At 52.2% G+C, this 20872-nt stretch carries 17 protein-coding genes; all 17 read left to right on the top strand.

The window, feature by feature from the left end:
* Window positions 1–425: 425 nt before the first annotated feature.
* The 17 genes from gyrA (at window position 426) to wbjC (ending at window position 20736) form a co-directional block, all read left to right on the top strand.
* Window positions 426–3080: a DNA gyrase subunit A gene (gene gyrA, locus J1D76_RS03600; RefSeq protein WP_421137063.1), complete on the top strand. Its 2655-nt coding sequence runs from the start codon at window positions 426–428 to the stop codon at window positions 3078–3080.
* Between the two features lie 216 nt (window positions 3081–3296).
* Complete coding sequence (gene serC, locus J1D76_RS03605) at window positions 3297–4382, top strand: 3-phosphoserine/phosphohydroxythreonine transaminase (protein ID WP_421137064.1); 1086 nt, start codon at window positions 3297–3299, stop codon at window positions 4380–4382.
* A complete protein-coding gene (gene pheA / locus J1D76_RS03610; protein WP_007939916.1) occupies window positions 4382–5476 on the top strand; it encodes a prephenate dehydratase in 1095 nt (364 codons plus the stop codon). The genes serC and pheA overlap by 1 nt, the downstream gene beginning before the upstream one ends.
* Window positions 5477–5489: 13 nt before the next feature.
* Window positions 5490–6602: a histidinol-phosphate transaminase gene (gene hisC, locus J1D76_RS03615; RefSeq protein WP_421137065.1), complete on the top strand. Its 1113-nt coding sequence runs from the start codon at window positions 5490–5492 to the stop codon at window positions 6600–6602.
* Between the two features lie 28 nt (window positions 6603–6630).
* The gene (locus tag J1D76_RS03620; RefSeq protein ID WP_421137105.1) at window positions 6631–8838 is read left to right on the top strand and encodes a bifunctional prephenate dehydrogenase/3-phosphoshikimate 1-carboxyvinyltransferase; all 2208 of its coding nucleotides are present in this window, start codon (window positions 6631–6633) and stop codon (window positions 8836–8838) included.
* Window positions 8835–9524 carry a (d)CMP kinase gene (cmk, locus tag J1D76_RS03625; RefSeq protein WP_421137066.1) on the top strand — a complete coding sequence of 230 codons (690 nt, stop codon included), beginning with the start codon at window positions 8835–8837 and terminating at the stop codon, window positions 9522–9524. Before J1D76_RS03620 ends, cmk begins: the two co-directional genes overlap by 4 nt.
* Before the next feature lie 120 nt (window positions 9525–9644).
* A complete protein-coding gene (gene rpsA, locus J1D76_RS03630; RefSeq protein WP_007973639.1) occupies window positions 9645–11336 on the top strand; it encodes a 30S ribosomal protein S1 in 1692 nt (563 codons plus the stop codon).
* 210 nt (window positions 11337–11546) lie between these two features.
* On the top strand, window positions 11547–11828 hold the full coding sequence (locus J1D76_RS03635; RefSeq protein WP_421137067.1) for a hypothetical protein: 282 nt from the start codon (window positions 11547–11549) through the stop codon (window positions 11826–11828).
* A 140-nt stretch (window positions 11829–11968) separates the two neighbouring features.
* Entirely contained in the window at window positions 11969–12292 is a 324-nt protein-coding gene (gene ihfB / locus J1D76_RS03640; protein ID WP_421137068.1) for an integration host factor subunit beta, read from the top strand.
* Complete coding sequence (locus J1D76_RS03645) at window positions 12285–12539, top strand: lipopolysaccharide assembly protein LapA domain-containing protein (protein WP_421137069.1); 255 nt, start codon at window positions 12285–12287, stop codon at window positions 12537–12539. The genes ihfB and J1D76_RS03645 overlap by 8 nt, the downstream gene beginning before the upstream one ends.
* 243 nt (window positions 12540–12782) lie before the next feature.
* Window positions 12783–13838: an LPS O-antigen chain length determinant protein WzzB gene (locus J1D76_RS03650; RefSeq protein ID WP_421137070.1), complete on the top strand. Its 1056-nt coding sequence runs from the start codon at window positions 12783–12785 to the stop codon at window positions 13836–13838.
* A gap of 81 nt (window positions 13839–13919) precedes the next feature.
* Window positions 13920–15170, top strand: a complete 1251-nt coding sequence (locus J1D76_RS03655) for an oligosaccharide flippase family protein (protein WP_421137071.1) — start codon at window positions 13920–13922, stop codon at window positions 15168–15170.
* A gap of 85 nt (window positions 15171–15255) precedes the next feature.
* Window positions 15256–16266 carry a glycosyltransferase family 2 protein gene (locus J1D76_RS03660; protein WP_421137072.1) on the top strand — a complete coding sequence of 337 codons (1011 nt, stop codon included), beginning with the start codon at window positions 15256–15258 and terminating at the stop codon, window positions 16264–16266.
* Window positions 16267–16268: 2 nt separating this feature from the next.
* Window positions 16269–17285, top strand: a complete 1017-nt coding sequence (locus J1D76_RS03665) for an EpsG family protein (RefSeq protein WP_421137073.1) — start codon at window positions 16269–16271, stop codon at window positions 17283–17285.
* Between the two features lie 90 nt (window positions 17286–17375).
* A complete protein-coding gene (locus J1D76_RS03670) occupies window positions 17376–18587 on the top strand; it encodes a glycosyltransferase (RefSeq protein ID WP_421137074.1) in 1212 nt (403 codons plus the stop codon).
* Window positions 18580–19614 carry a polysaccharide biosynthesis protein gene (locus tag J1D76_RS03675; protein ID WP_421137075.1) on the top strand — a complete coding sequence of 345 codons (1035 nt, stop codon included), beginning with the start codon at window positions 18580–18582 and terminating at the stop codon, window positions 19612–19614. Before J1D76_RS03670 ends, J1D76_RS03675 begins: the two co-directional genes overlap by 8 nt.
* A 3-nt stretch (window positions 19615–19617) precedes the next feature.
* Entirely contained in the window at window positions 19618–20736 is a 1119-nt protein-coding gene (wbjC, locus tag J1D76_RS03680; RefSeq protein WP_421137076.1) for a UDP-2-acetamido-2,6-beta-L-arabino-hexul-4-ose reductase, read from the top strand.
* Window positions 20737–20872 lie beyond the last annotated feature (136 nt).

Here is a 20872-nt window from a genome sequence, read left to right on the forward strand (position 1 = left end):
GACGCAGGTTGCCTGCCAGACCGCCTTCGCGGGCAAGCCCGCTCCTACAGGGTTTTACGGTGTTCACAAAACCTGTAGGAGCGGGCTTGCCCGCGAAGAGGCCCTTAAAGCCCGCAAATCAAGCAGAATCGCCCACAAATTCACCATTCAACACGGCTCTAAGCCTCTCTCGTGCCTTTCAAGCCTGTCATCGGTCAACTAACTACTCTCCATGCGCATCTGGGGGATAGGTGCGTGGCGGCTCTTGTGATAACATCCGGCGGTTTCCAGGGTTGCCCGAAGTGGCGACCCGTACTGCGCAGATCCATGGCATAACTCGTTGATTTGTCGTAAGTCGATGCATGGCACTCAGCCTGTATCGGCGAGCTTCGTTGGTCCCATATGGATGTGACGAAGTTTCACCAGAAAAAGGAATCAGGCTTCTCATGGGCGAACTGGCCAAAGAAATCCTCCCGGTCAATATCGAAGACGAGCTGAAGCAGTCCTACCTCGACTACGCGATGAGCGTAATTGTCGGGCGGGCACTGCCGGATGCGCGCGATGGCTTGAAGCCCGTGCACCGGCGTGTGCTGTTCGCGATGAGCGAGCTGGGCAACGACTTCAACAAGCCGTACAAGAAATCTGCCCGTGTTGTCGGTGACGTGATCGGTAAGTATCACCCGCACGGTGATACCGCGGTGTACGACACCATCGTTCGGATGGCGCAGCCATTCTCCCTGCGCTACCTGCTGGTAGACGGCCAGGGCAACTTCGGTTCGGTGGACGGCGACAACGCCGCAGCCATGCGATACACCGAAGTGCGCATGACCAAGCTGGCGCACGAACTGCTGGCCGACCTGCATAAAGAAACCGTGGACTGGGTGCCGAACTACGACGGCACCGAAATGATCCCGGCGGTCATGCCGACCCGTATTCCCAACCTGTTGGTCAACGGCTCCAGCGGTATCGCCGTGGGCATGGCGACCAACATTCCGCCGCACAACCTCGGTGAAGTCATCGACGGTTGCCTGGCGCTCATCGACAATCCAGAACTGACCGTCGACGAGCTGATGCAATACATTCCCGGCCCGGACTTCCCGACCGCCGCGATCATCAACGGTCGTGCTGGCATCATCGAAGCCTACCGCACCGGTCGCGGCCGCATCTACATGCGCGCCCGCTCGATGATCGAAGACATCGACAAGGTCGGTGGCCGCCAGCAGATCGTCATCACCGAACTCCCTTACCAACTGAACAAGGCGCGCCTGATCGAGAAGATCGCCGAGCTGGTAAAAGAGAAGAAGCTCGAAGGCATCACCGAACTGCGCGACGAGTCCGACAAGGACGGTATGCGCGTCGTGATCGAGCTGCGTCGCGGCGAAGTGCCTGAGGTGATCCTCAACAACCTCTACGCCCAGACCCAGTTGCAAGCGGTATTCGGTATCAACATCGTTGCGCTGATCGATGGCCGTCCGCGGATCCTGAACCTCAAGGACCTGCTGGAAGCCTTCGTTCGCCACCGTCGCGAAGTGGTTACCCGTCGTACCGTGTTCGAACTGCGCAAGGCGCGTGAGCGTGGTCACATCCTTGAAGGCCAAGCGGTTGCCCTGTCGAACATCGACCCGGTCATCGCCCTGATCAAGGCGTCGCCAACGCCGTCGGAAGCCAAGGAAGCGCTGGTCAGCACCCCTTGGGAATCCTCGGCCGTGGTGGCGATGGTTGAGCGTGCCGGCGCCGATTCGTGCCGTCCGGAAAACCTCGACCCGCAATACGGTCTACGCGATGGCAAGTACTTCCTGTCGCCAGAGCAGGCGCAAGCCATTCTGGAACTGCGCCTGCACCGCCTGACCGGCCTGGAACACGAAAAGCTGCTGGCCGAGTATCAAGAGATCCTCAACCAGATCGGCGAGCTGATCCGCATCCTCAACAGCGCCACGCGCTTGATGGAAGTGATCCGCGAAGAGCTGGAAGTGATTCGCGCCGAATACGGCGACGTGCGCCGTACCGAGATCCTCGATGCCCGTCTCGACCTGACCCTGGGTGACATGATCCCGGAAGAAGAGCGCGTCGTGACCATCTCCCACGGTGGCTACGCCAAGACCCAGCCGCTGGCTGCTTACCAGGCACAGCGTCGTGGCGGCAAGGGCAAGTCGGCCACCGGCGTCAAGGATGAGGACTACATCGCTCACCTGCTGGTTGCCAACAGCCATACCACGCTGCTGCTGTTCTCCAGCAAGGGCAAGGTGTACTGGCTCAAAACCTACGAAATCCCTGAAGCGTCCCGCGCTGCCCGTGGTCGTCCGTTGGTCAACCTGCTGCCGCTGGACAGTGATGAGTACATCACCACCATGCTGCCGGTCGAGGAGTACACCGAGGGTCACTTCATCTTCATGGCGACCGCCAAAGGCACCGTGAAGAAGACCCCGCTGGAATCCTTCAGCCGTCAACGCAGCGTTGGCCTGATCGCGCTGGAGCTGGACGAAGGCGACGTGCTGATCAGCGCGGCCATCACCGATGGCGAGCGCGAAGTGATGCTGTTCTCCGATGGCGGCAAGGTGACTCGCTTCAAGGAATCCGACGTTCGCGCCATGGGCCGTACCGCCCGCGGTGTGCGCGGCATGCGTCTGCCGGAAGGGCAGAAACTGATCTCCATGTTGATCCCGGAAGAGGGCAGCGAGATCCTCACCGCTTCCGAACGTGGTTACGGCAAACGCACGGCGATCACCGAGTTCCCTGAGTACAAGCGTGGCGGCCAGGGTGTTATCGCCATGGTCAGCAACGAGCGGAACGGCCGACTGGTCGGTGCGGTGCAGGTGCTCGACGGCGAGGAAATCATGCTGATTTCCGACCAGGGCACCCTGGTTCGTACTCGCGTCGACGAAGTCTCCAGCCTGGGTCGTAATACCCAGGGCGTGACCCTGATCAAACTGGCCAAGGATGAAACCCTGGTTGGCCTTGAGCGGGTTCAGGAGCCATCGGAAGTCGAGGGCGAAGATCTCGAAGGGGAAGATGGTGAGGAGTTTGTCGGTGACGTCGTGATCGACGACGCTGGCGAGGACCAGCAACTCGACGCCGCCGCTGACGAAGAACCACAGGAATAATCGGGCAAACAGGGGGCGGATGAAAATTCGCCCCCTTGTTGTTTGTCCCTTTGAAAATATTGATGGCCCCTGTAGGAGCGAGCTTGCTCGCGATGGACGTTAACGATGACGCGGGTTTTATGATAAACCGCGGTGTCCTCGGTTTTTTCGCGAGCAGGCTCGCTCCTACGGTGATTGATTGAATGCAGATACCACCAAATCAGAGCGAGATTGGATGTGAGCAAGAGAGCCTATAACTTCTGTGCCGGTCCTGCGGCGCTTCCCGAAGCTGTCCTGCAGCGCGCCCAGGGTGAACTCCTCGACTGGCACGGCAAGGGTCTGTCGGTCATGGAAATGAGCCATCGCAGTGATGAGTTTGTGTCCATCGCCACCAAGGCCGAGCAGGATCTGCGTGATCTGCTGGACATCCCTTCGAACTACAAAGTGCTGTTCTTGCAAGGTGGCGCCAGCCAGCAATTTGCCCAGATTCCGCTGAACCTGTTGCCGGAAAACGGCTCTGCCGACTATATCGACACCGGTATCTGGTCGCAGAAAGCCATCGAAGAGGCATCGCGCTACGGCCACGTCAACGTTGCCGGCACCGCCAAGCCTTACGACTATTTCGCCATTCCTGGCCAGAACGAATGGCAGCTGTCGAAAGACGCGGCCTACGTTCACTACGCGCCAAACGAAACCATCGGCGGCCTGGAATTCCAGTGGATTCCGGAAACGGGTGACGTCCCTTTGGTCGCCGACATGTCCTCGGACATTCTGTCGCGTCCGGTGGATGTCTCGCGTTTCGGTATGATCTACGCCGGTGCGCAGAAAAACATCGGCCCGAGCGGCATCGTCGTCAACATCGTGCGCGAAGACCTGCTGGGCAAGGCTCGCTCCCTGTGCCCGACCATGCTCAACTACAAGGTCGCGGCCGATAACGGTTCGATGTACAACACCCCGCCGACCCTGGCCTGGTATTTGTCCGGCCTGGTGTTCGAGTGGCTGAAAGAGCAGGGTGGTGTCGAAGCCATCGGCAAGCTCAACGAAGTGAAAAAACGCACGCTCTACGACTTCATCGACGCCAGCGGCCTGTACAGCAACCCGATCAAGGAGTCGGATCGCTCGTGGATGAACGTGCCATTCCGTCTGGCCGATGACCGACTGGACAAGCCATTCCTGGCCGGTGCCGACGAGCGTGGCCTGCTGAACCTCAAGGGTCACCGCTCCGTGGGTGGCATGCGCGCCTCCATCTATAACGCCGTCGACATCGTTGCGGTCAACGCACTGGTTTCGTACATGGCAGAGTTCGAGAAGGAACACGGCTAATGTCTGAGCAAGAACTCAAGGCACTGCGCCTGCGCATTGATGCCCTGGACGAAAAAGTCCTGGAGCTGATCAGCGAACGTGCGCGTTGCGCCCAGGAAGTCGCGCGAGTAAAGATGGCCTCGCTGGCCGAAGGCGAGGTGCCGGTGTTCTATCGTCCTGAGCGCGAAGCTCAGGTGCTCAAGCGTGTCATGGAGCGCAACCAGGGGCCGCTGGGCAACGAGGAGATGGCGCGTTTGTTTCGCGAAATCATGTCTTCGTGCCTGGCCCTCGAGCAGCCGCTGAAAGTGGCTTACCTCGGCCCTGAAGGTACCTTCACTCAAGCCGCGGCCATGAAACACTTTGGCCACGCCGTGATCAGCAAGCCGATGGCGGCGATCGACGAAGTGTTCCGTGAAGTGGCGGCTGGTGCGGTGAATTTTGGCGTGGTGCCGGTGGAGAACTCCACCGAAGGCGCGGTCAACCACACCCTCGACAGCTTCCTCGAGCACGACATGGTGATCTGCGGCGAAGTCGAGCTGCGTATTCACCATCACCTGTTGGTCGGTGAAAACACCAAGACCGACAGCATCAGCCGCATCTACTCCCATGCGCAGTCCCTGGCCCAGTGCCGCAAGTGGCTGGACGCCCATTACCCGAATGTCGAGCGCGTGGCAGTGTCGAGCAACGCCGAAGCGGCCAAGCGGGTCAAGGGCGAGTGGAACTCGGCGGCGATTGCCGGCGACATGGCGGCCGGCCTGTACGGGCTGACCCGATTGGCCGAGAAGATCGAGGATCGCCCGGACAACTCCACGCGTTTCCTCATGATCGGCAACCAGGAAGTGCCGCCGACTGGCGACGACAAGACGTCGATCATCGTCTCGATGAGCAACAAGCCGGGCGCTCTGCACGAGTTGCTGGTGCCGTTCCACGACAATGGCATCGACCTGACGCGAATCGAGACCCGTCCGTCGCGCAGCGGTAAATGGACCTACGTGTTCTTCATCGACTTTGTCGGCCACCACCGCGATCCGCTGGTAAAAGGTGTGCTGGAAAAGATCAGTCAGGAAGCAGTGGCACTCAAAGTGCTGGGTTCCTACCCGAAAGCAGTTCTCTAAGGGGCGGTAGCAAATGAGTGGCAATTTCCTCGCTCTGGCACAGCCGGGCGTGCAACAACTTTCGCCTTATGTTCCGGGTAAGCCCGTGGACGAACTGGCACGTGAACTCAATCTGGATCCGGCGAACATCGTCAAGCTGGCGAGCAATGAAAACCCGCTGGGTGCAGGCCCCAAGGCCCTGGCGGCCATTCGTGACGCGCTGGCCGAACTATCCCGCTATCCGGACGGCAACGGTTTCGCACTCAAGTCCTTGTTAGCCGAGCAGTGCCGCGTCGAGCTCAATCAAGTGACGTTGGGCAATGGCTCCAACGATATTCTTGAGCTGGTGGCGCGCGCCTACCTGGCACCTGGCCTGAATGCAGTGTTCAGCGAACATGCGTTCGCGGTCTATCCGATTGCCACCCAGGCCGTCGGCGCAGAAGCCAAAGTGGTTCCGGCCAAGGATTGGAGGCATGACCTGCCTGCGATGCTGGCAGCCATCGACGCCAACACCCGCGTGGTGTTCATCGCCAACCCGAACAACCCGACCGGGACCTGGTTCGATGCGCAGGCGCTGGACGACTTCCTGCAGGATGTTCCGGAGCATGTGCTGGTGGTCCTGGACGAGGCTTACATCGAGTACGCCGAAGGCAGCGATCTGCCCGACGGCCTGGACTTCCTGGCGGCCTATCCGAACCTGCTGGTTTCCCGCACCTTCTCCAAGGCTTACGGCCTGGCTGCATTGCGCGTGGGCTACAGCTTGTCGACCCCGGTGGTCGCAGACGTGCTGAACCGTGTTCGCCAACCCTTCAACGTCAACAGCCTGGCCTTGGCCGCGGCCTGTGCGGCGTTGAAGGACGAAGAGTACCTGGCGCAAAGCCGTCAGTTGAACGAAGCCGGCATGCAGCAACTGGAAGCGGGTTTCCGTGAGCTGGGGCTGAGCTGGATTCCTTCCAAGGGCAACTTCATTTGTGTCGATCTCGGTCAAGTGGCGGCCCCGGTGTTCCAGGGTTTGCTGCGCGAAGGCGTAATCGTGCGTCCGGTGGCCAACTACGGCATGCCGAACCACCTGCGCATCACCATTGGCCTGCCGGCAGAGAACAGCCGCTTCCTCGAGGCGCTGACCAAGGTTCTGGCTCGTGGTTGATGTCACTGCACTGCAATCTGCTGAGCCTATGATCGGTCGCCTGGTGGTGGTCGGTCTGGGGTTGATCGGCGGTTCGTTTGCCAAGGGTTTGCGCGAAAGCGGCCTGTGCCGCGAAGTGGTCGGGGTTGATCTCGATCCGCAATCGCGCCAGCTGGCGGTTGAGCTGGGTGTGGTGGATCGCTGCGAGGAAGATCTCGCGGCTGCTTGTCAGGGCGCTGACGTGATTCAGCTGGCGGTGCCGATCCTGGCCATGGAAAAAGTGCTCGCCCGTTTGGCAGGCATGGATCTGGGGCAGGCGATTTTGACCGACGTCGGCAGCGCCAAGGGCAATGTGGTGCGTGCTGCTACCGAAGCCTTTTGCAGCATGCCGGCCTGCTTCGTGCCGGGGCATCCGATTGCCGGTTCCGAGCAGAGTGGGGTGGAAGCCTCCAACGCCGAATTGTTCCGTCGCCATAAAGTCATTCTCACGCCGCTGGACCAGACCGATCCCGCCGCGCTGGCCGTGGTCGACCGTTTGTGGCGTGAGTTGGGCGCCGATGTCGAGCACATGCAGGTCGAGCGTCACGACGAAGTCCTGGCGGCAACCAGTCATTTGCCGCACTTGCTGGCGTTCGGTTTGGTCGACTCGTTGGCCAAGCGCAATGAAAACCTTGAGATCTTCCGTTACGCTGCGGGCGGTTTCCGCGATTTCACAAGAATCGCCGGGAGCGACCCGGTCATGTGGCACGACATCTTCCTCGCCAACCGCGAAGCTGTCCTGCGCACACTCGATACATTTCGCAGCGACCTCGACGCCTTGCGCGACGCGGTCGATGCAGGGGATGGGCACCAATTATTGGGCGTTTTCACTCGCGCCCGGGTTGCCCGCGAGCATTTCAGTAAAATCCTGGCCCGCAGGGCCTATGTGGACGCTATGAATTCCAACGATCTGATTTTCCTGGCTCAACCTGGTGGCCGCCTGTCCGGTCGGATTCGCGTACCAGGTGACAAATCGATTTCCCACCGTTCGATCATGCTCGGTTCCCTCGCCGAAGGCGTCACCGAAGTCGAAGGCTTCCTTGAGGGCGAAGATGCCCTGGCGACCTTGCAGGCATTCCGTGACATGGGCGTGGTCATCGAAGGCCCGCACCACGGCCGCGTGACCATCCATGGTGTTGGCCTGCATGGCCTGAAGCCTGCCCCGGGCCCGATCTACCTGGGCAACTCGGGCACGTCGATGCGCCTGTTGTCTGGCCTGCTGGCGGCACAGGACTTCGACAGCACCTTGACCGGTGATGCGTCGCTGTCCAAGCGCCCGATGAATCGCGTGGCCAATCCGCTGCGTGAAATGGGTGCCGTGATCGAGACCGCCGCCGAAGGTCGTCCGCCAATGACCATTCGTGGTGGCCACAAGCTCAAGGGCCTGACCTACAGCATGCCGATGGCCAGCGCCCAGGTTAAATCCTGCCTGCTGTTGGCCGGTCTGTACGCCGAAGGCAAGACCACCGTGACCGAGCCGGCACCGACCCGTGACCACACCGAGCGCATGTTGCGCGGTTTCGGTTACCCGGTCAGCGTCAATGGCGCGACCGCGTCGGTCGAGTCCGGCAACAAGCTGACCGCGACCCACATTGAAGTGCCCGGCGATATTTCGTCTTCGGCGTTCTTCCTGGTGGCGGCCTCGATTGCCGAAGGTTCGGAGCTGGTGCTGGAGCACGTTGGCATCAACCCGACCCGTACCGGCGTGATCGACATCCTGCGCCTGATGGGCGCCGACATCACCCTGGAAAACCAGCGTGAAGTGGGCGGCGAGCCGGTAGCTGACTTGCGCGTACGGGCAGCTAAACTCAAAGGTATCGAGATTCCCGAGGCGCTGGTTCCACTGGCGATCGACGAATTCCCGGTGCTGTTCGTGGCAGCGGCTTGCGCCGAAGGGCGCACCGTATTGACCGGCGCTGAAGAGCTGCGGGTCAAGGAATCGGATCGCATCCAGGTCATGGCCGATGGTTTGCTGGCGCTAGGCGTCAAGTGCCAGCCAACCCCGGACGGCATCATCATCGACGGCGGCCAGATCGGCGGCGGTGAAGTGCACGGTCACGGCGATCACCGTATCGCCATGGCCTTCAGTGTCGCATCGCTGCGCGCCACTGCGCCGATCCGCATCCATGATTGTGCCAACGTCGCGACGTCGTTCCCCAATTTCCTGGCGCTGTGCGCACAGGTCGGCATTCGCGTGGCACAAGAGGCTCAGTCGTGAACAGCATTGCACCGGTCATCACCATCGATGGGCCAAGCGGGTCGGGCAAAGGCACGGTAGCCGGAATTCTGGCCCGCCGCCTGGGCTGGAACCTGCTGGATTCCGGTGCGCTGTACCGTCTGCTGGCTTTCGCCGCGCATAACCACGGTGTCGACCTGACCAATGAGGAGCTGCTGAAAAAGCTGGCCGCTCATCTGGATGTTCAGTTCATCGCGGCGACGGACGGTCAACTGCAACGCATCATCCTGGAAGGCGACGAAGTCAGTGATGTCATTCGTACCGAAGGCGTCGGTTCCGGTGCTTCCCAGGTCGCTGCGTTGCCGGCGGTGCGCGAGGCGCTGCTGCAGCGCCAGCGTGCTTTTCAAGAATCGCCGGGCCTGGTGGCCGATGGTCGCGACATGGGCACCGTGGTATTTCCAGACGCGCCGTTGAAGATTTTTCTGACCGCCAGTGCCGAGGAGCGGGCGCGCCGCCGATATTTGCAGTTGAAGGGCAAAGTCGAGGGTGTTAGTCTGTCGAGTCTGCTAGATGAGATACGTGCGCGCGATGAGCGTGACACCCAGCGAGCGGTAGCCCCGCTCAAGCCGGCGGTTGACGCCATACAGCTGGATTCCACGGAATTATCCATCGACCAGGTGCTGGAACGCATCATGAGCGAAATCGCCAGCCGCGATATCGCCGGGTGATCAAGAAGGCCGCAGGGGACCAGTCATAGTCCTGCGGTGGCTTCTTTTAAATGAAACTAACCCACACCGTCTGGGGTGTGGAGATGGGCGTATTCTTCGCCCTCATCTACAGGAATTAAAATGAGCGAAAGCTTTGCGGAACTCTTTGAAGAAAGCCTAAAAACCCTGAACCTTCAGGCAGGCTCCATCATCACCGGTGTTATCGTTGATATCGATTACCAAGCTCGCTGGGTAACCGTTCACGCTGGCCTGAAGTCTGAAGCACTCATCCCGCTTGAGCAGTTCTACAACGACGCTGGCGAACTGAACATCAACGTCGGTGACGAAGTTCACGTTGCTCTGGACTCGGTTGAAGACGGCTTTGGTGAAACCAAGCTGTCCCGTGAAAAAGCCAAGCGCGCTGAATGCTGGATTGTTCTGGAAGCAGCCTTCGCAGCCGAAGAAGTGGTCAAGGGCGTTATCAACGGTAAGGTTAAAGGCGGCTTCACTGTCGACGTTAACGGCATCCGTGCGTTCCTGCCAGGTTCTCTGGTTGACGTCCGTCCAGTGCGCGACACCACGCACCTGGAAGGCAAAGAGCTGGAATTCAAGGTCATCAAGCTGGACCAGAAGCGCAACAACGTTGTCGTTTCCCGTCGCAGCGTCCTGGAAGCCGAGAACTCCGCCGAGCGCGAAGCTCTGCTGGAATCCCTGCAGGAAGGCCAACAAGTCAAAGGTATCGTCAAGAACCTCACCGATTACGGCGCATTCGTCGATCTGGGTGGCGTCGATGGCCTGCTGCACATTACCGACATGGCTTGGAAGCGTATCAAGCATCCTTCCGAAATCGTCAACGTTGGCGACGAGATCGATGTCAAGGTTCTGAAGTACGATCGCGAGCGCAATCGTGTTTCCCTGGGCCTGAAGCAACTGGGCGAAGATCCATGGGTTGCTATCAAAGCCCGTTACCCAGAAAGCACTCGCGTTACCGCACGTGTAACCAACCTGACCGACTACGGCTGCTTCGCTGAGCTGGAAGAAGGCGTTGAAGGCCTGGTACACGTTTCCGAAATGGACTGGACCAACAAGAACATCCACCCTTCGAAAGTCGTACAAGTCGGCGACGAAGTGGAAGTTATGGTTCTGGACATCGACGAAGAGCGTCGTCGTATCTCCCTGGGCATCAAGCAGTGCAAATCTAACCCATGGGAAGATTTCTCTGGCCAGTTCAACAAGGGCGATAAAATCTCCGGCACCATCAAGTCGATCACCGATTTCGGTATCTTCATTGGTCTGGACGGCGGCATCGACGGTCTGGTTCACCTGTCCGACATCTCCTGGAACGAAGTGGGCGAAGAAGCCGTTCGCCGCTTCAAGAAGGGCGACGAGCTGGACACCGTTATCCTGTCGGTTGACCCAGAGCGCGAGCGCATCTCCCTGGGTATCAAGCAACTGGAAAGCGATCCGTTCTCCGAGTATGTTCAAGAGAACGACAAAGGCGCCATCGTTAAAGGCATCGTGAAGGAAGTTGACGCTAAAGGCGCCATCATCACTCTGGCCGACGATATCGAAGCGACTCTGAAAGCCTCCGAAATCAGCCGTGACCGCGTTGAAGACGCGCGCAACGTTCTGAAAGAAGGCGAAGAAGTAGAAGCCAAGATCATCAGCGTTGACCGCAAGAGCCGTGTAATCCAGCTCTCGATCAAGTCGAAAGACGTTGAAGACGAGAAAGAAGCAATCCAGAGCCTGCGCGACAAGCCAGTAGCGACTGATGCTCCTGTGGCCACCACCCTGGGTGACCTGCTGCGTGCACAAATGGAAAAGCAGAACTAAGTTCTGACTTTCTATAAAAAAGGGGCGACTTCGGTCGCCCCTTTTTTTGCCTGGAATTTGGTGAGCTGAGCCCTGCTGCGTTTGTCGGTGTCGTGAACCAATGATGTCGAAAAAAGTCTGATTGTTTAATCGTATCAAACGCTTATTTGCAGCTAGTCTTTAGCCTGACACAAATGATCGCCCGATAGGCTGTCTGGCAAAAGGAAGTGAATGAACAAGCTCATTGTCGCAGTAGCACTACTGGCACTAGCGGGCTGTACCACCAATGCCAAATCTCACGCGGTGCGTGGGGTGAGCGGTATCGAGGTCGATTGCTCGGGGCTCGGTTCGAAATGGGAGAAGTGCTACAAACGTGCCGCCAAGGAATGCAAGGGGGCAGGTTACAAGGTGGTAGCGAGGTCGGATGATCTGAAGGAAGAGGAGGAGAGCTTTCCCTTTGGATTTAATCCGGCAGGTTTTCTGACACGCACGATGCTGGTCATTTGCAGATGAGAATGCGTTAGCTTAAGGGGCTTGAAAGGGGAATTTCAGAGTAGGTCAAAAGATGCTCGGTCTCGGGCTGTTCAAAATCACACGGGCATGCTAAAACCTTTGGAGCGCTGATCTAGCTGCTTGAAAAAGAAGGGAAAAATATGACGAAGTCGGAGTTGATCGAACGAATTGTCACCCATCAAGGGCTGCTCTCATCCAAGGATGTGGAGCTGGCCATCAAGACCATGCTTGAGCAAATGTCACAATGTCTGGCTACCGGGGATCGTATCGAGATCCGGGGGTTTGGCAGCTTTTCTTTGCACTACCGCGCGCCTCGAGTGGGGCGTAATCCGAAGACTGGCCAGTCGGTTAGCCTGGACGGCAAGTTTGTTCCGCACTTCAAGCCGGGGAAGGAATTGCGGGATCGAGTGAATGAGGAAGAAGAGGAATTGGATCGCGAGCATCGAGGTGAAGGGCGTGGGTAGGTTGAATCGCCTTTTACTGGTGCTGCTGTTTTTGGCACTGATGGCGTTCGTCGTGCTGTTTATTCTGGAAAATCAGCAGGCAGTCGCCTTGGTATTCCTAGGCTACACCTCACCGCAATTACCCATTTCAGTGCTGATGCTGATAGCTATTTTGCTGGGGCTTGCTATCGGGCCTGCCATGGGTATATGGGTAGTTTTGCGTAATCATCATAAGCGCAGACTGAAATTGCGTGAAAGTCATAGATAATCTTTTCCTTTATCCAGGATGAGGGCGTTGGTCTAGGGTATCAAGGAGCGGTAAGCTTAAAAATTGGCACCCCCTGTGATGTCGATGTAGAGAAGTCATACAAGCGATCTTATCTAAGTAGAGTATAATTGCTGTTTTTTTCATATGGGCTCACGCCAAACATTAAGTGTGCGGTCCCTCGTCAACTCAATTTTTGAGTTGGTGACTAGAGCCAGAAAAACTGGATTCAAGGAAATATAATAAATGGTTAAAAGCCACGAACATCTTGTTGAGAGTGATGAGATAGACCTGACGAAAATTTACAAGGGATTGTGGAGGCAGAGGTTGCTGATTCTGCTTTGTACCTTGCTCGTCTTCTCACTTTCAGGTGTTTATGCCTGGAAGGCAACCCCTATATATGAGGCGAAATTTTTAGTTCAGCCCCCTACGCAGAACGACATTTCGAACTTCAACTATGGACGTGGTGGCGACAGCAATTTGCCTTTGCTTACCGTTAAGGACGTGTACGACGTCTATCTTAAACATCTACGATCCGAATCATTGAGGTTGGAACTTTTTAAAACTATATACCTGCCAACAGTGAGTGGAGAGTTGCTCGGAACTTCACAGAACGCACTACTGGGTTGGTTTAATCGAGCCTTGGACGTTTCCTTGACCAACAAGGACGACCCTACACGTTTTACCATTACGGCAAACGTACCGTCCTCCAAAAATGCGGTCGATTGGGTGACCAGCTTTGCATTATCTGCTGGTGAAAGAGCCAAAGAAGAAGTGTTGAGTAATATTAAGGCAGACGCAACGGTAAAGGCCAACAACCTGCAAAGGGAAATCGATAGGCTGCAGGCAAGTTCGCGTAAGGACAGAGGCGATAGAATAGTCCGGCTCAAAGAAGCATTGGTCGTGGCTAAGTCCATCGGCTTGGAAAAGCCGCCAATAATAGATGGCAAGCTTACAGTAGAGGCCTCTTCCGGATTGGATGGTTCGTTGGACTATATGCGGGGCAGTAAAGCGCTTGAAGCGGAAATAGAAAACTTGCAGACCCGGCAAACTGATGACCCGTTCATCGATAGATTGCGTGCCCGCCAAGAGAGTTTAGCGTTTTATCGTACTCTGTATATTGATCCCGCAAGTGTGGCTGTTTTCCGCCAGGACGGTGAGGTGGCGATACCTGATCAGCCGATTAAACCGAGGAAGTTGTTAATCTTGGCACTTGGTCTGGTATTTGGTTTAGCTGTTGGTATTTCTTTTGCCTTTATTCGAGTTTTCTTATTGGAAAAACAACCACTTCAGCATTCTTAGTATGAGTGCTTTTAGTTAGTGTCATATAGCAATAATTGCGCTGTAGTAGTTTGGCTTGTTGTTTTTTTTGTGAGGTGTTTTTTGAATTTGGCTCAAGGCATAAAAATCTATAAGGAAAATGCCAAGACAGTAAGCAATTACTTTCATATGACCGTTCTGCAGGTGGTGAATTCTTTTTTCTATATCCTGATCTATCCATTTGTTATTAATACAGTCGGTGTTGATAACTATGGGTTGTTCGTTTTTGCCACCAGTGTTTCTGCATATTTTATGGTTTTTATTAATTTTGGTTTCGATATCCACGCCGCCAAAATTATCTCACTCAATCCAGTCGATAAGGATTTACATTCCTCGCTACTCTCATCAGTTACTGTTGCAAAGCTATTATTGGAATTGGTTTCAATTATTATATTCGTTGCGCTTGTGGTTGGAGTTCCATTTGTAAGGTCAAATTGGATTTTATTTGTTTTCTGCTTTGCCAATACACTTTCCTGTGTTTTCCTACCCACTTGGTACTTTCATGGTGTGCAAAAAATGAAAGTATTAACAGTGATACAGCTCACCTCAAAACTGCTTTCTCTGCCGGTCATATATTTTTGCATCAGCGGTGTAGACGATGTTGGTGTTTATACTTTTATCGTGGTTGCGACAAACGTTATTTCGTCTTTGGTTGCCTTTTGTATGTTATTTGCTATTTATCATTTGAAGCTAACTTGGCCAGGTCTCCTGAACGTGAAGGCGCTATTGTTCGAGGTTCAACCATTTTTTTGGTCTAGTGCAACCAATACATTAAAGCAGAAGAGCATTGAAATTATTATCGGATCGCTATTCGGTATGAGGGAAGTTGCTATCTACGATTTGGCGAACAAAATATTTTCTGTGCCAAGCTTGTTAGCGTCAAATATAAACGCTGCGCTTTTTCCAGTGATGGTAAGAAAGGCACAAAAAAATATAATTGACAAAATCATAAAGGTTGAAATTTTTGTTGGTTTGGTTTGTATGTTGTCTGTTGCTGTAGGAGGGTATTGGGTTATACGGTTGATCTCAGTTCACGATATGCAGCAAGCGTACTACCTCTCTATGTTGTTGAGCATAAATATTATGACTTTCCTAGTTGTGGGAAGTCATATTTATTTTATATATGTTCCCCATCAAAGGTATGATTTCGTATTAAGAAACCAAGTTGTTTCGGTAATATCGTTTTACCTCTTTTGTGCCTTGTATCTTTCTCTAAGTTGGAGTATTTATTCGGTAGTGTTAGCGTTGGTGACTTCGGCCCTATTGGAAATAGTTTATAGTTGTTCCTTGGTGAGAAAGGTAAAAGGTTACTAGTGTTGAGTCGTTTTGCGTAGGCGGCACTACAGTAGCCTTGATCTACTGGTTTTTTCATATATTAGCTTTACGGAGGGTGTTAGTAATGAATAGTTTTAGTATTCCTGTTGTGCTTTTTTTATTCAAGCGCATAGATAAACCTCTGGAAATAATCAAGCAGATATCGAAAATTGCTCCTGCTAAGTTATATTTGTTATCGGATGGCGGTAGGGACGAAGAAGAAAGGCTGCAAGTTTCGCGGTGCCGTGAAGCAATCGAAAAAGCGATTACCTGGGACTGCGAAGTGGTTCGAAAGTATGAGGATAATAATATTGGAGTTTACTCAAATATAGCGGGTGGTGCCAGGTGGGTTTTTCAAAGAGAAAGTTGTGCGATTTTTCTTGAGGACGATAATCTTCCTGAGGTTACTTTCTTCAGGTTTTGCGAAGACGTACTAGCGCGATACAAAGAAGATAGTCGCGTTCTTTGGGTGTGCGGAACTAACTATTTAAAAAATTATACGCCAGCGGATGGTTCGAGCTACGTTTTTACTAAAAATATGATGCCGTGCGGTTGGGCTTCATGGGGTGATAAGTTTAACAAATTTTACGATGGTGAATTGGATCTTTGGCAGGATGAGTATATAAGAGAAAGAATTAAAGACGAATACTTGTATAAAAAGTTGTATTACCAGGATAGATATAATCTCGATTACGAGTTGGATGCCAAGCAATCCCGTGGTCGATTTTATTCTTGGGACTATCAAATGAGTTTTAGCATGCGTGTGCATAACGTATACGCGATAGTTCCCAAGTATAACCAGATAAAAAACATTGGTGTGGATAGTGATTCTACACATGGCGGCAACTCACTGAATGATGTCATGGTGGAGAGGTTTTGCGGGCTTGATACCATGGAAATGCAGTTCCCTCTCAAACATCCAGATGCTCTTTTGATCGACAAAGTCTTTGAAGAATCTGTTGCGAAAACAATCTTGAATCCTGATTTCTTTTCCGCCAGATCGGTTGTGTCTCGGGCAGTTAGGAGTGTTTTTGATATTAAAAAGACTGAAAGTATATCTAGCTTTCTAAAAAGAAAGTTGTTTGCAGGAAGATAGGTATGTATAAAAGAAAACACCTTTCGTCCATGTTTTTGGCATTACTCGTATTCGCAGTGATGTGGATACTGTATGGCTGGAATTATTGGAATGGTGATAGAGAGGGGTATGAGGCCTATTATTACTCCCGCGATACGCTTGCGAGTTGGGGGGGGGAAGTCGGTTACGGGTTCTTAAATATTTTTGCAAGCGGTACTGGGTTACCCTACCAGGCTTTTCAGGTGCTGATATCTCTTGTGACATTGCTATTAGTTCTTAGGTATATCCTAAAGACAACTATATCGCCCTTTGCGTCAATTCTTGTGTATGCAGTTTTTTTCTTTTCGTTAGACTTTGTTTTAATGCGGAATTTTTTAGCGTTTGCGATATTTTTGCAGGGTATATTGGTTTTATATGAAGGGAAGCAACTCTGCAAGATAAAATACGCGCTTATAATATTACTCGCTGCTACCATTCACCAGTCATCGCTTATGTTTATGGTGTTCATATTTATTCCAATCAATAGAACAATTGATATCGGTAGATTTATAATATTGTTTTTTGTTTTTCTTTGCTTCTATGTGCTGGCGAGGTACAGCCTTCCGCTTCCAGATAGCATTGCCAGGCATTTTAATTATTATGATACCTCACTGAAAAGTTCACTTGCGAACGTGTTCATGCATTTGGTCTCTACGGTGCTTATCACTTTGGTGGTGTTGGCTGAAAGAAAGAGCTTGTACAAGCTTGATAATTTTTCTGCTCGAGACAGAGAATTGTCTTTCGTATTGAGTTTGAATTTACTGTCGTTATTTTTCTTGGTTTTGTACTTTGAGTCGGAAATTTTTATTAGGTTGTTCAGGTCTGTTCTGTTTTTTAATATGTTACATTGCATAAACTCTTTTTTCTTGCTTAGGCGCACGTATTTATTCCTTGTGCTCTACATCCTGTTTTTTGCAATCTATCTGATTTTTTTCTTCCTCGTCCCCGTTGCGGGGTTTTCCGTTTTTCCCCTCTTCAACTATAATCTACTGCTCAACTGACCGATGAAAGCCAGGCTCGTGATGAAACTGAATTTTCGATGGAGTGTAAAAAGTGTTTGATTTTTTTGAATTGCCTCTGGTTACGGCCGCATGAACGTTTTGTTCCTGGGAGGAGTGTTTTGTGAAGGTGATAAGGAAAATATCATCAAGAACTCGAAAGGCAGCATGCAGTATGCAGCTGACACACTTCAAAAAAACTACATCAGCGGATTCTCTCAAAGCGAACACGTACAAACCGTTTCAGTCATAAACTTGCCTTTTGTCGGTGCCTACCCCTACCGGTACAGGGATTTGTGCTACCGGCCTGTTGCTAAACGTGAATCGCTCGGTCGTGCGGTTGTCAAAAATGTAGGGTTTTTCAACTTGACATTTGTAAAAAACATTTGTCGCGCGCTCTCTGCTTACAGAGCGATTCTGGCTGAGATGAAATCTCGTCAGGAAGAGCGTTATGTTTTGGTTTGTTATTCCATGCATCTACCTTTTTTGTTGGCTTGTTACTTCGTCAGGCTCTTCAAGAGAAAGACACATCTTTGTGTTATCGTGCCAGATTTGCCTGAGTATATGGCTGTAAGAAAAGGCGTAGCCAAATTCGTATTTCACCTATTTTCGCTTGTTTCGTATTCCATTGTTAATAGATCAGACAGTATTGTTGCAATCACAAAAGAGATGCTTAGAAAGTTCGATCTATCAATCAAGAAGATTGTTGTGGAAGGGATTGCTGACGAGTCTTACATTTCTATTTCTGAGGCGGGGCAACGAAAGAGATATTTCTTGTATACTGGAACCCTGGATCGACGTTATGGAATAAGAAATCTTCTAGACTCGTATATCGATTCCGGCATCGAAAATTATGATCTGTTTATTTGTGGTGCCGGAGATGATCGTGCCTACGTCGAAGATATTTCTTCGAATTGCTCAAATGTCAAGTATTTTGGGCAGCTGGAGCGCGACTCTGTGCTGCGCCTGCAGCGAGATGCGGCTTTGCTTATCAATCCTAGAGATAACGAGTCGGAATATACAAAATATTCTTTCCCTTCAAAAATAATTGAATACATGTCTTCTGGTGTGCCTGTTTTGATGTACAGGCTTGACGGTATTCCTGAAGAATATTATGGTTTTTGTTACCTGATACCGCCTGGTGGCGATGGGTTGAAGAGAAAATTATTAGAGCTTTCAAAAATCTCCGATGATGAGTTTATTGGCATGGGTAAAGCCGCTAAAACATTCATTATCGAGAACAAGATGCCTGATAAACAGGTTGGCAAACTGCTTGATGCTATTAAAGGAAAAGATCATGTTTAAAGGCAAGAAATTACTGATTACCGGCGGTACTGGTTCTTTTGGTAATGCAGTTCTTAAGCGCTTCCTGGATACCGATATTGCCGAAGTCCGTATTTTCAGCCGGGACGAGAAAAAACAGGATGATATGCGTAAGCGCTACGCCAGTTCAAAGCTGAAATTTTACATTGGCGATGTTCGTGATTACCAAAGCGTTCTGAATGCTACCCGTGGTGTTGACTATATTTTTCATGCTGCTGCGTTGAAGCAGGTTCCGTCGTGTGAATTTCACCCTATGGAAGCGGTCAAGACTAACGTCCTCGGCACAGAGAACTTGCTTGAGGCGGCCATTCAGAATGAAGTCAAACGCGTCGTTTGCCTAAGTACTGACAAGGCAGTGTACCCGATCAATGCCATGGGTATTTCCAAGGCAATGATGGAAAAAGTCATGGTGGCCAAATCGCGTAACGTTGATGACACCAAGACAGTTATCTGTGGTACGCGATATGGTAACGTCATGGCCTCCCGCGGTTCGGTAATTCCACTTTTTATCGAGCAGATTCGAGCGGGCAAGGCGCTGACTCTAACTGACCCGAACATGACCCGCTTCATGATGACGCTGGCTGATGCCGTTGATTTGGTGCTGTATGCCTTTAAAAACGGCAATAACGGCGATTTGTTTGTCCAGAAAGCACCAGCAGCTACAGTAGAAGTATTGGCTCAAGCTCTGACCACCATGGTAGGAAAACCAGAGCACCCGATTCAGGTAATCGGTACTCGTCATGGCGAGAAGCTTTACGAAGCTTTGCTTAGTCGGGAAGAAATGGCGTGTGCTGAAGACATGGGCGACTATTTCCGTGTTCCGCCAGATCTTCGCGATCTAAACTATGCGAAGTTTGTCGAACAAGGCGAAACCAAAATATCCCGCACTGAAGATTATAATTCGCACAATACAGAGCGATTGGATATTGAGGGGATGCAGAAGCTTCTTCTGAAGCTGGACTTCATGCGAGCGATTCAGCGTGGTGAGCACGCAACACCCGAGGAGTAAAAAATGAAAGTCCTGATTACGGGTGCCAAAGGTTTTGTCGGCCAGAATTTGATCTCGCATCTAGTAGAGCGACTAGATGTAGAGGTGTGTCGCTTTACACGTGAGAATTCATTAACAGATTTACCAGCCCTTATTGAGCAGGTAGATTTCGTTTTCCATTTAGCTGGAGTCAACCGTCCTCAGGATCCTCAAGAGTTTCTCACTGGCAATACTGATTTAACTTTGGCGCTGTGCAATGCAATCAAAACCAGCGGGCGCCAGATCCCTGTGCTCTATACATCATCTAGCCAGGCCGAACTTGACAATCCTTACGGTAGTAGTAAGCGGGGAGCTGAAGAGGCATTGCTTGATCTGAAAGCCTCTCATGGTTCTCCGGTACACTTGTTCCGGTTACCAAATGTTTTTGGTAAGTGGGCGCGGCCAAATTACAACTCTGCTGTTGCGACTTTCTGTAATAATATTTCCCGTGATATTCCCGTACAGATTCATGATCCACAAGCACAGATCAACCTTGTATATATCGATGATGTGATCGCTAACTTTGTTGCTGTCATGGATGGGAAGCAAACTGGTGAACCGTTTGTCACAGTTGCACCTCAGTACAGTATTGCAGTCGGCGAACTTGCTGAGCAGTTGGTCGCATTTCGCGAAAGCCGAAAGTCAATGATCACTGAGCCAGTAGGCACGGGACTGACCAGGGCTTTGTATTCCACTTACCTGAGCTACCTTCCGCCTGAGGATTTTACTTACGAGGTTCCCAAGTATAGTGATCCTCGTGGTGTTTTCGTAGAAATGCTGAAGACTCGTGATTCCGGGCAATTTTCTTACTTTACGGCGCATCCTGGTATTACTCGTGGCGGGCACTATCATCACTCAAAAACTGAAAAGTTTCTTGTGATTAAAGGCAACGCTTGTTTTCGGTTTCGCCATATCGTTTCCGGTGAGTTCTACGAGTTATTCACCACTGGTGAAGTCCCGGAAATTGTTGAAACAGTGCCAGGGTGGACTCACGACATCACGAATACCGGTACGGAAGAAATGATCGTCATGCTTTGGGCTAATGAAATTTTCGATCGTGAAGCTCCTGACACATATACGCGACCAGTGGGTACAGAGGCCTAATTAAAGAAGGATACCGCCTTGTCATTTTTATTGGTGTGGGGCGGTATCGTTTATATTGTTATTTTTCAATAGGTTCCGTATCCCAGCACAAATCTCTGGTGCCAGGATCGCTAAAGGCCACTTGTCGAACGGTTGC

The organism is Pseudomonas sp. NFX15, from assembly GCF_049132105.1.
GTDB lineage: Bacteria > Pseudomonadota > Gammaproteobacteria > Pseudomonadales > Pseudomonadaceae > Aquipseudomonas.

Coding starts and splice junctions, on each gene's coding strand:
- gyrA (WP_421137063.1), top strand. CDS start 426: ATGGGCGAACTGGCCAAAGAAATCCTCCCGGTCAATATCGAAGACGAG.
- pheA (WP_007939916.1), top strand. CDS start 4,382: ATGTCTGAGCAAGAACTCAAGGCACTGCGCCTGCGCATTGATGCCCTG.
- hisC (WP_421137065.1), top strand. CDS start 5,490: ATGAGTGGCAATTTCCTCGCTCTGGCACAGCCGGGCGTGCAACAACTT.
- J1D76_RS03620 (WP_421137105.1), top strand. CDS start 6,631: ATGATCGGTCGCCTGGTGGTGGTCGGTCTGGGGTTGATCGGCGGTTCG.
- rpsA (WP_007973639.1), top strand. CDS start 9,645: ATGAGCGAAAGCTTTGCGGAACTCTTTGAAGAAAGCCTAAAAACCCTG.
- J1D76_RS03635 (WP_421137067.1), top strand. CDS start 11,547: ATGAACAAGCTCATTGTCGCAGTAGCACTACTGGCACTAGCGGGCTGT.
- ihfB (WP_421137068.1), top strand. CDS start 11,969: ATGACGAAGTCGGAGTTGATCGAACGAATTGTCACCCATCAAGGGCTG.
- J1D76_RS03650 (WP_421137070.1), top strand. CDS start 12,783: ATGGTTAAAAGCCACGAACATCTTGTTGAGAGTGATGAGATAGACCTG.
- J1D76_RS03660 (WP_421137072.1), top strand. CDS start 15,256: ATGAATAGTTTTAGTATTCCTGTTGTGCTTTTTTTATTCAAGCGCATA.
- J1D76_RS03665 (WP_421137073.1), top strand. CDS start 16,269: ATGTATAAAAGAAAACACCTTTCGTCCATGTTTTTGGCATTACTCGTA.
- J1D76_RS03670 (WP_421137074.1), top strand. CDS start 17,376: ATGAACGTTTTGTTCCTGGGAGGAGTGTTTTGTGAAGGTGATAAGGAA.
- J1D76_RS03675 (WP_421137075.1), top strand. CDS start 18,580: ATGTTTAAAGGCAAGAAATTACTGATTACCGGCGGTACTGGTTCTTTT.
- wbjC (WP_421137076.1), top strand. CDS start 19,618: ATGAAAGTCCTGATTACGGGTGCCAAAGGTTTTGTCGGCCAGAATTTG.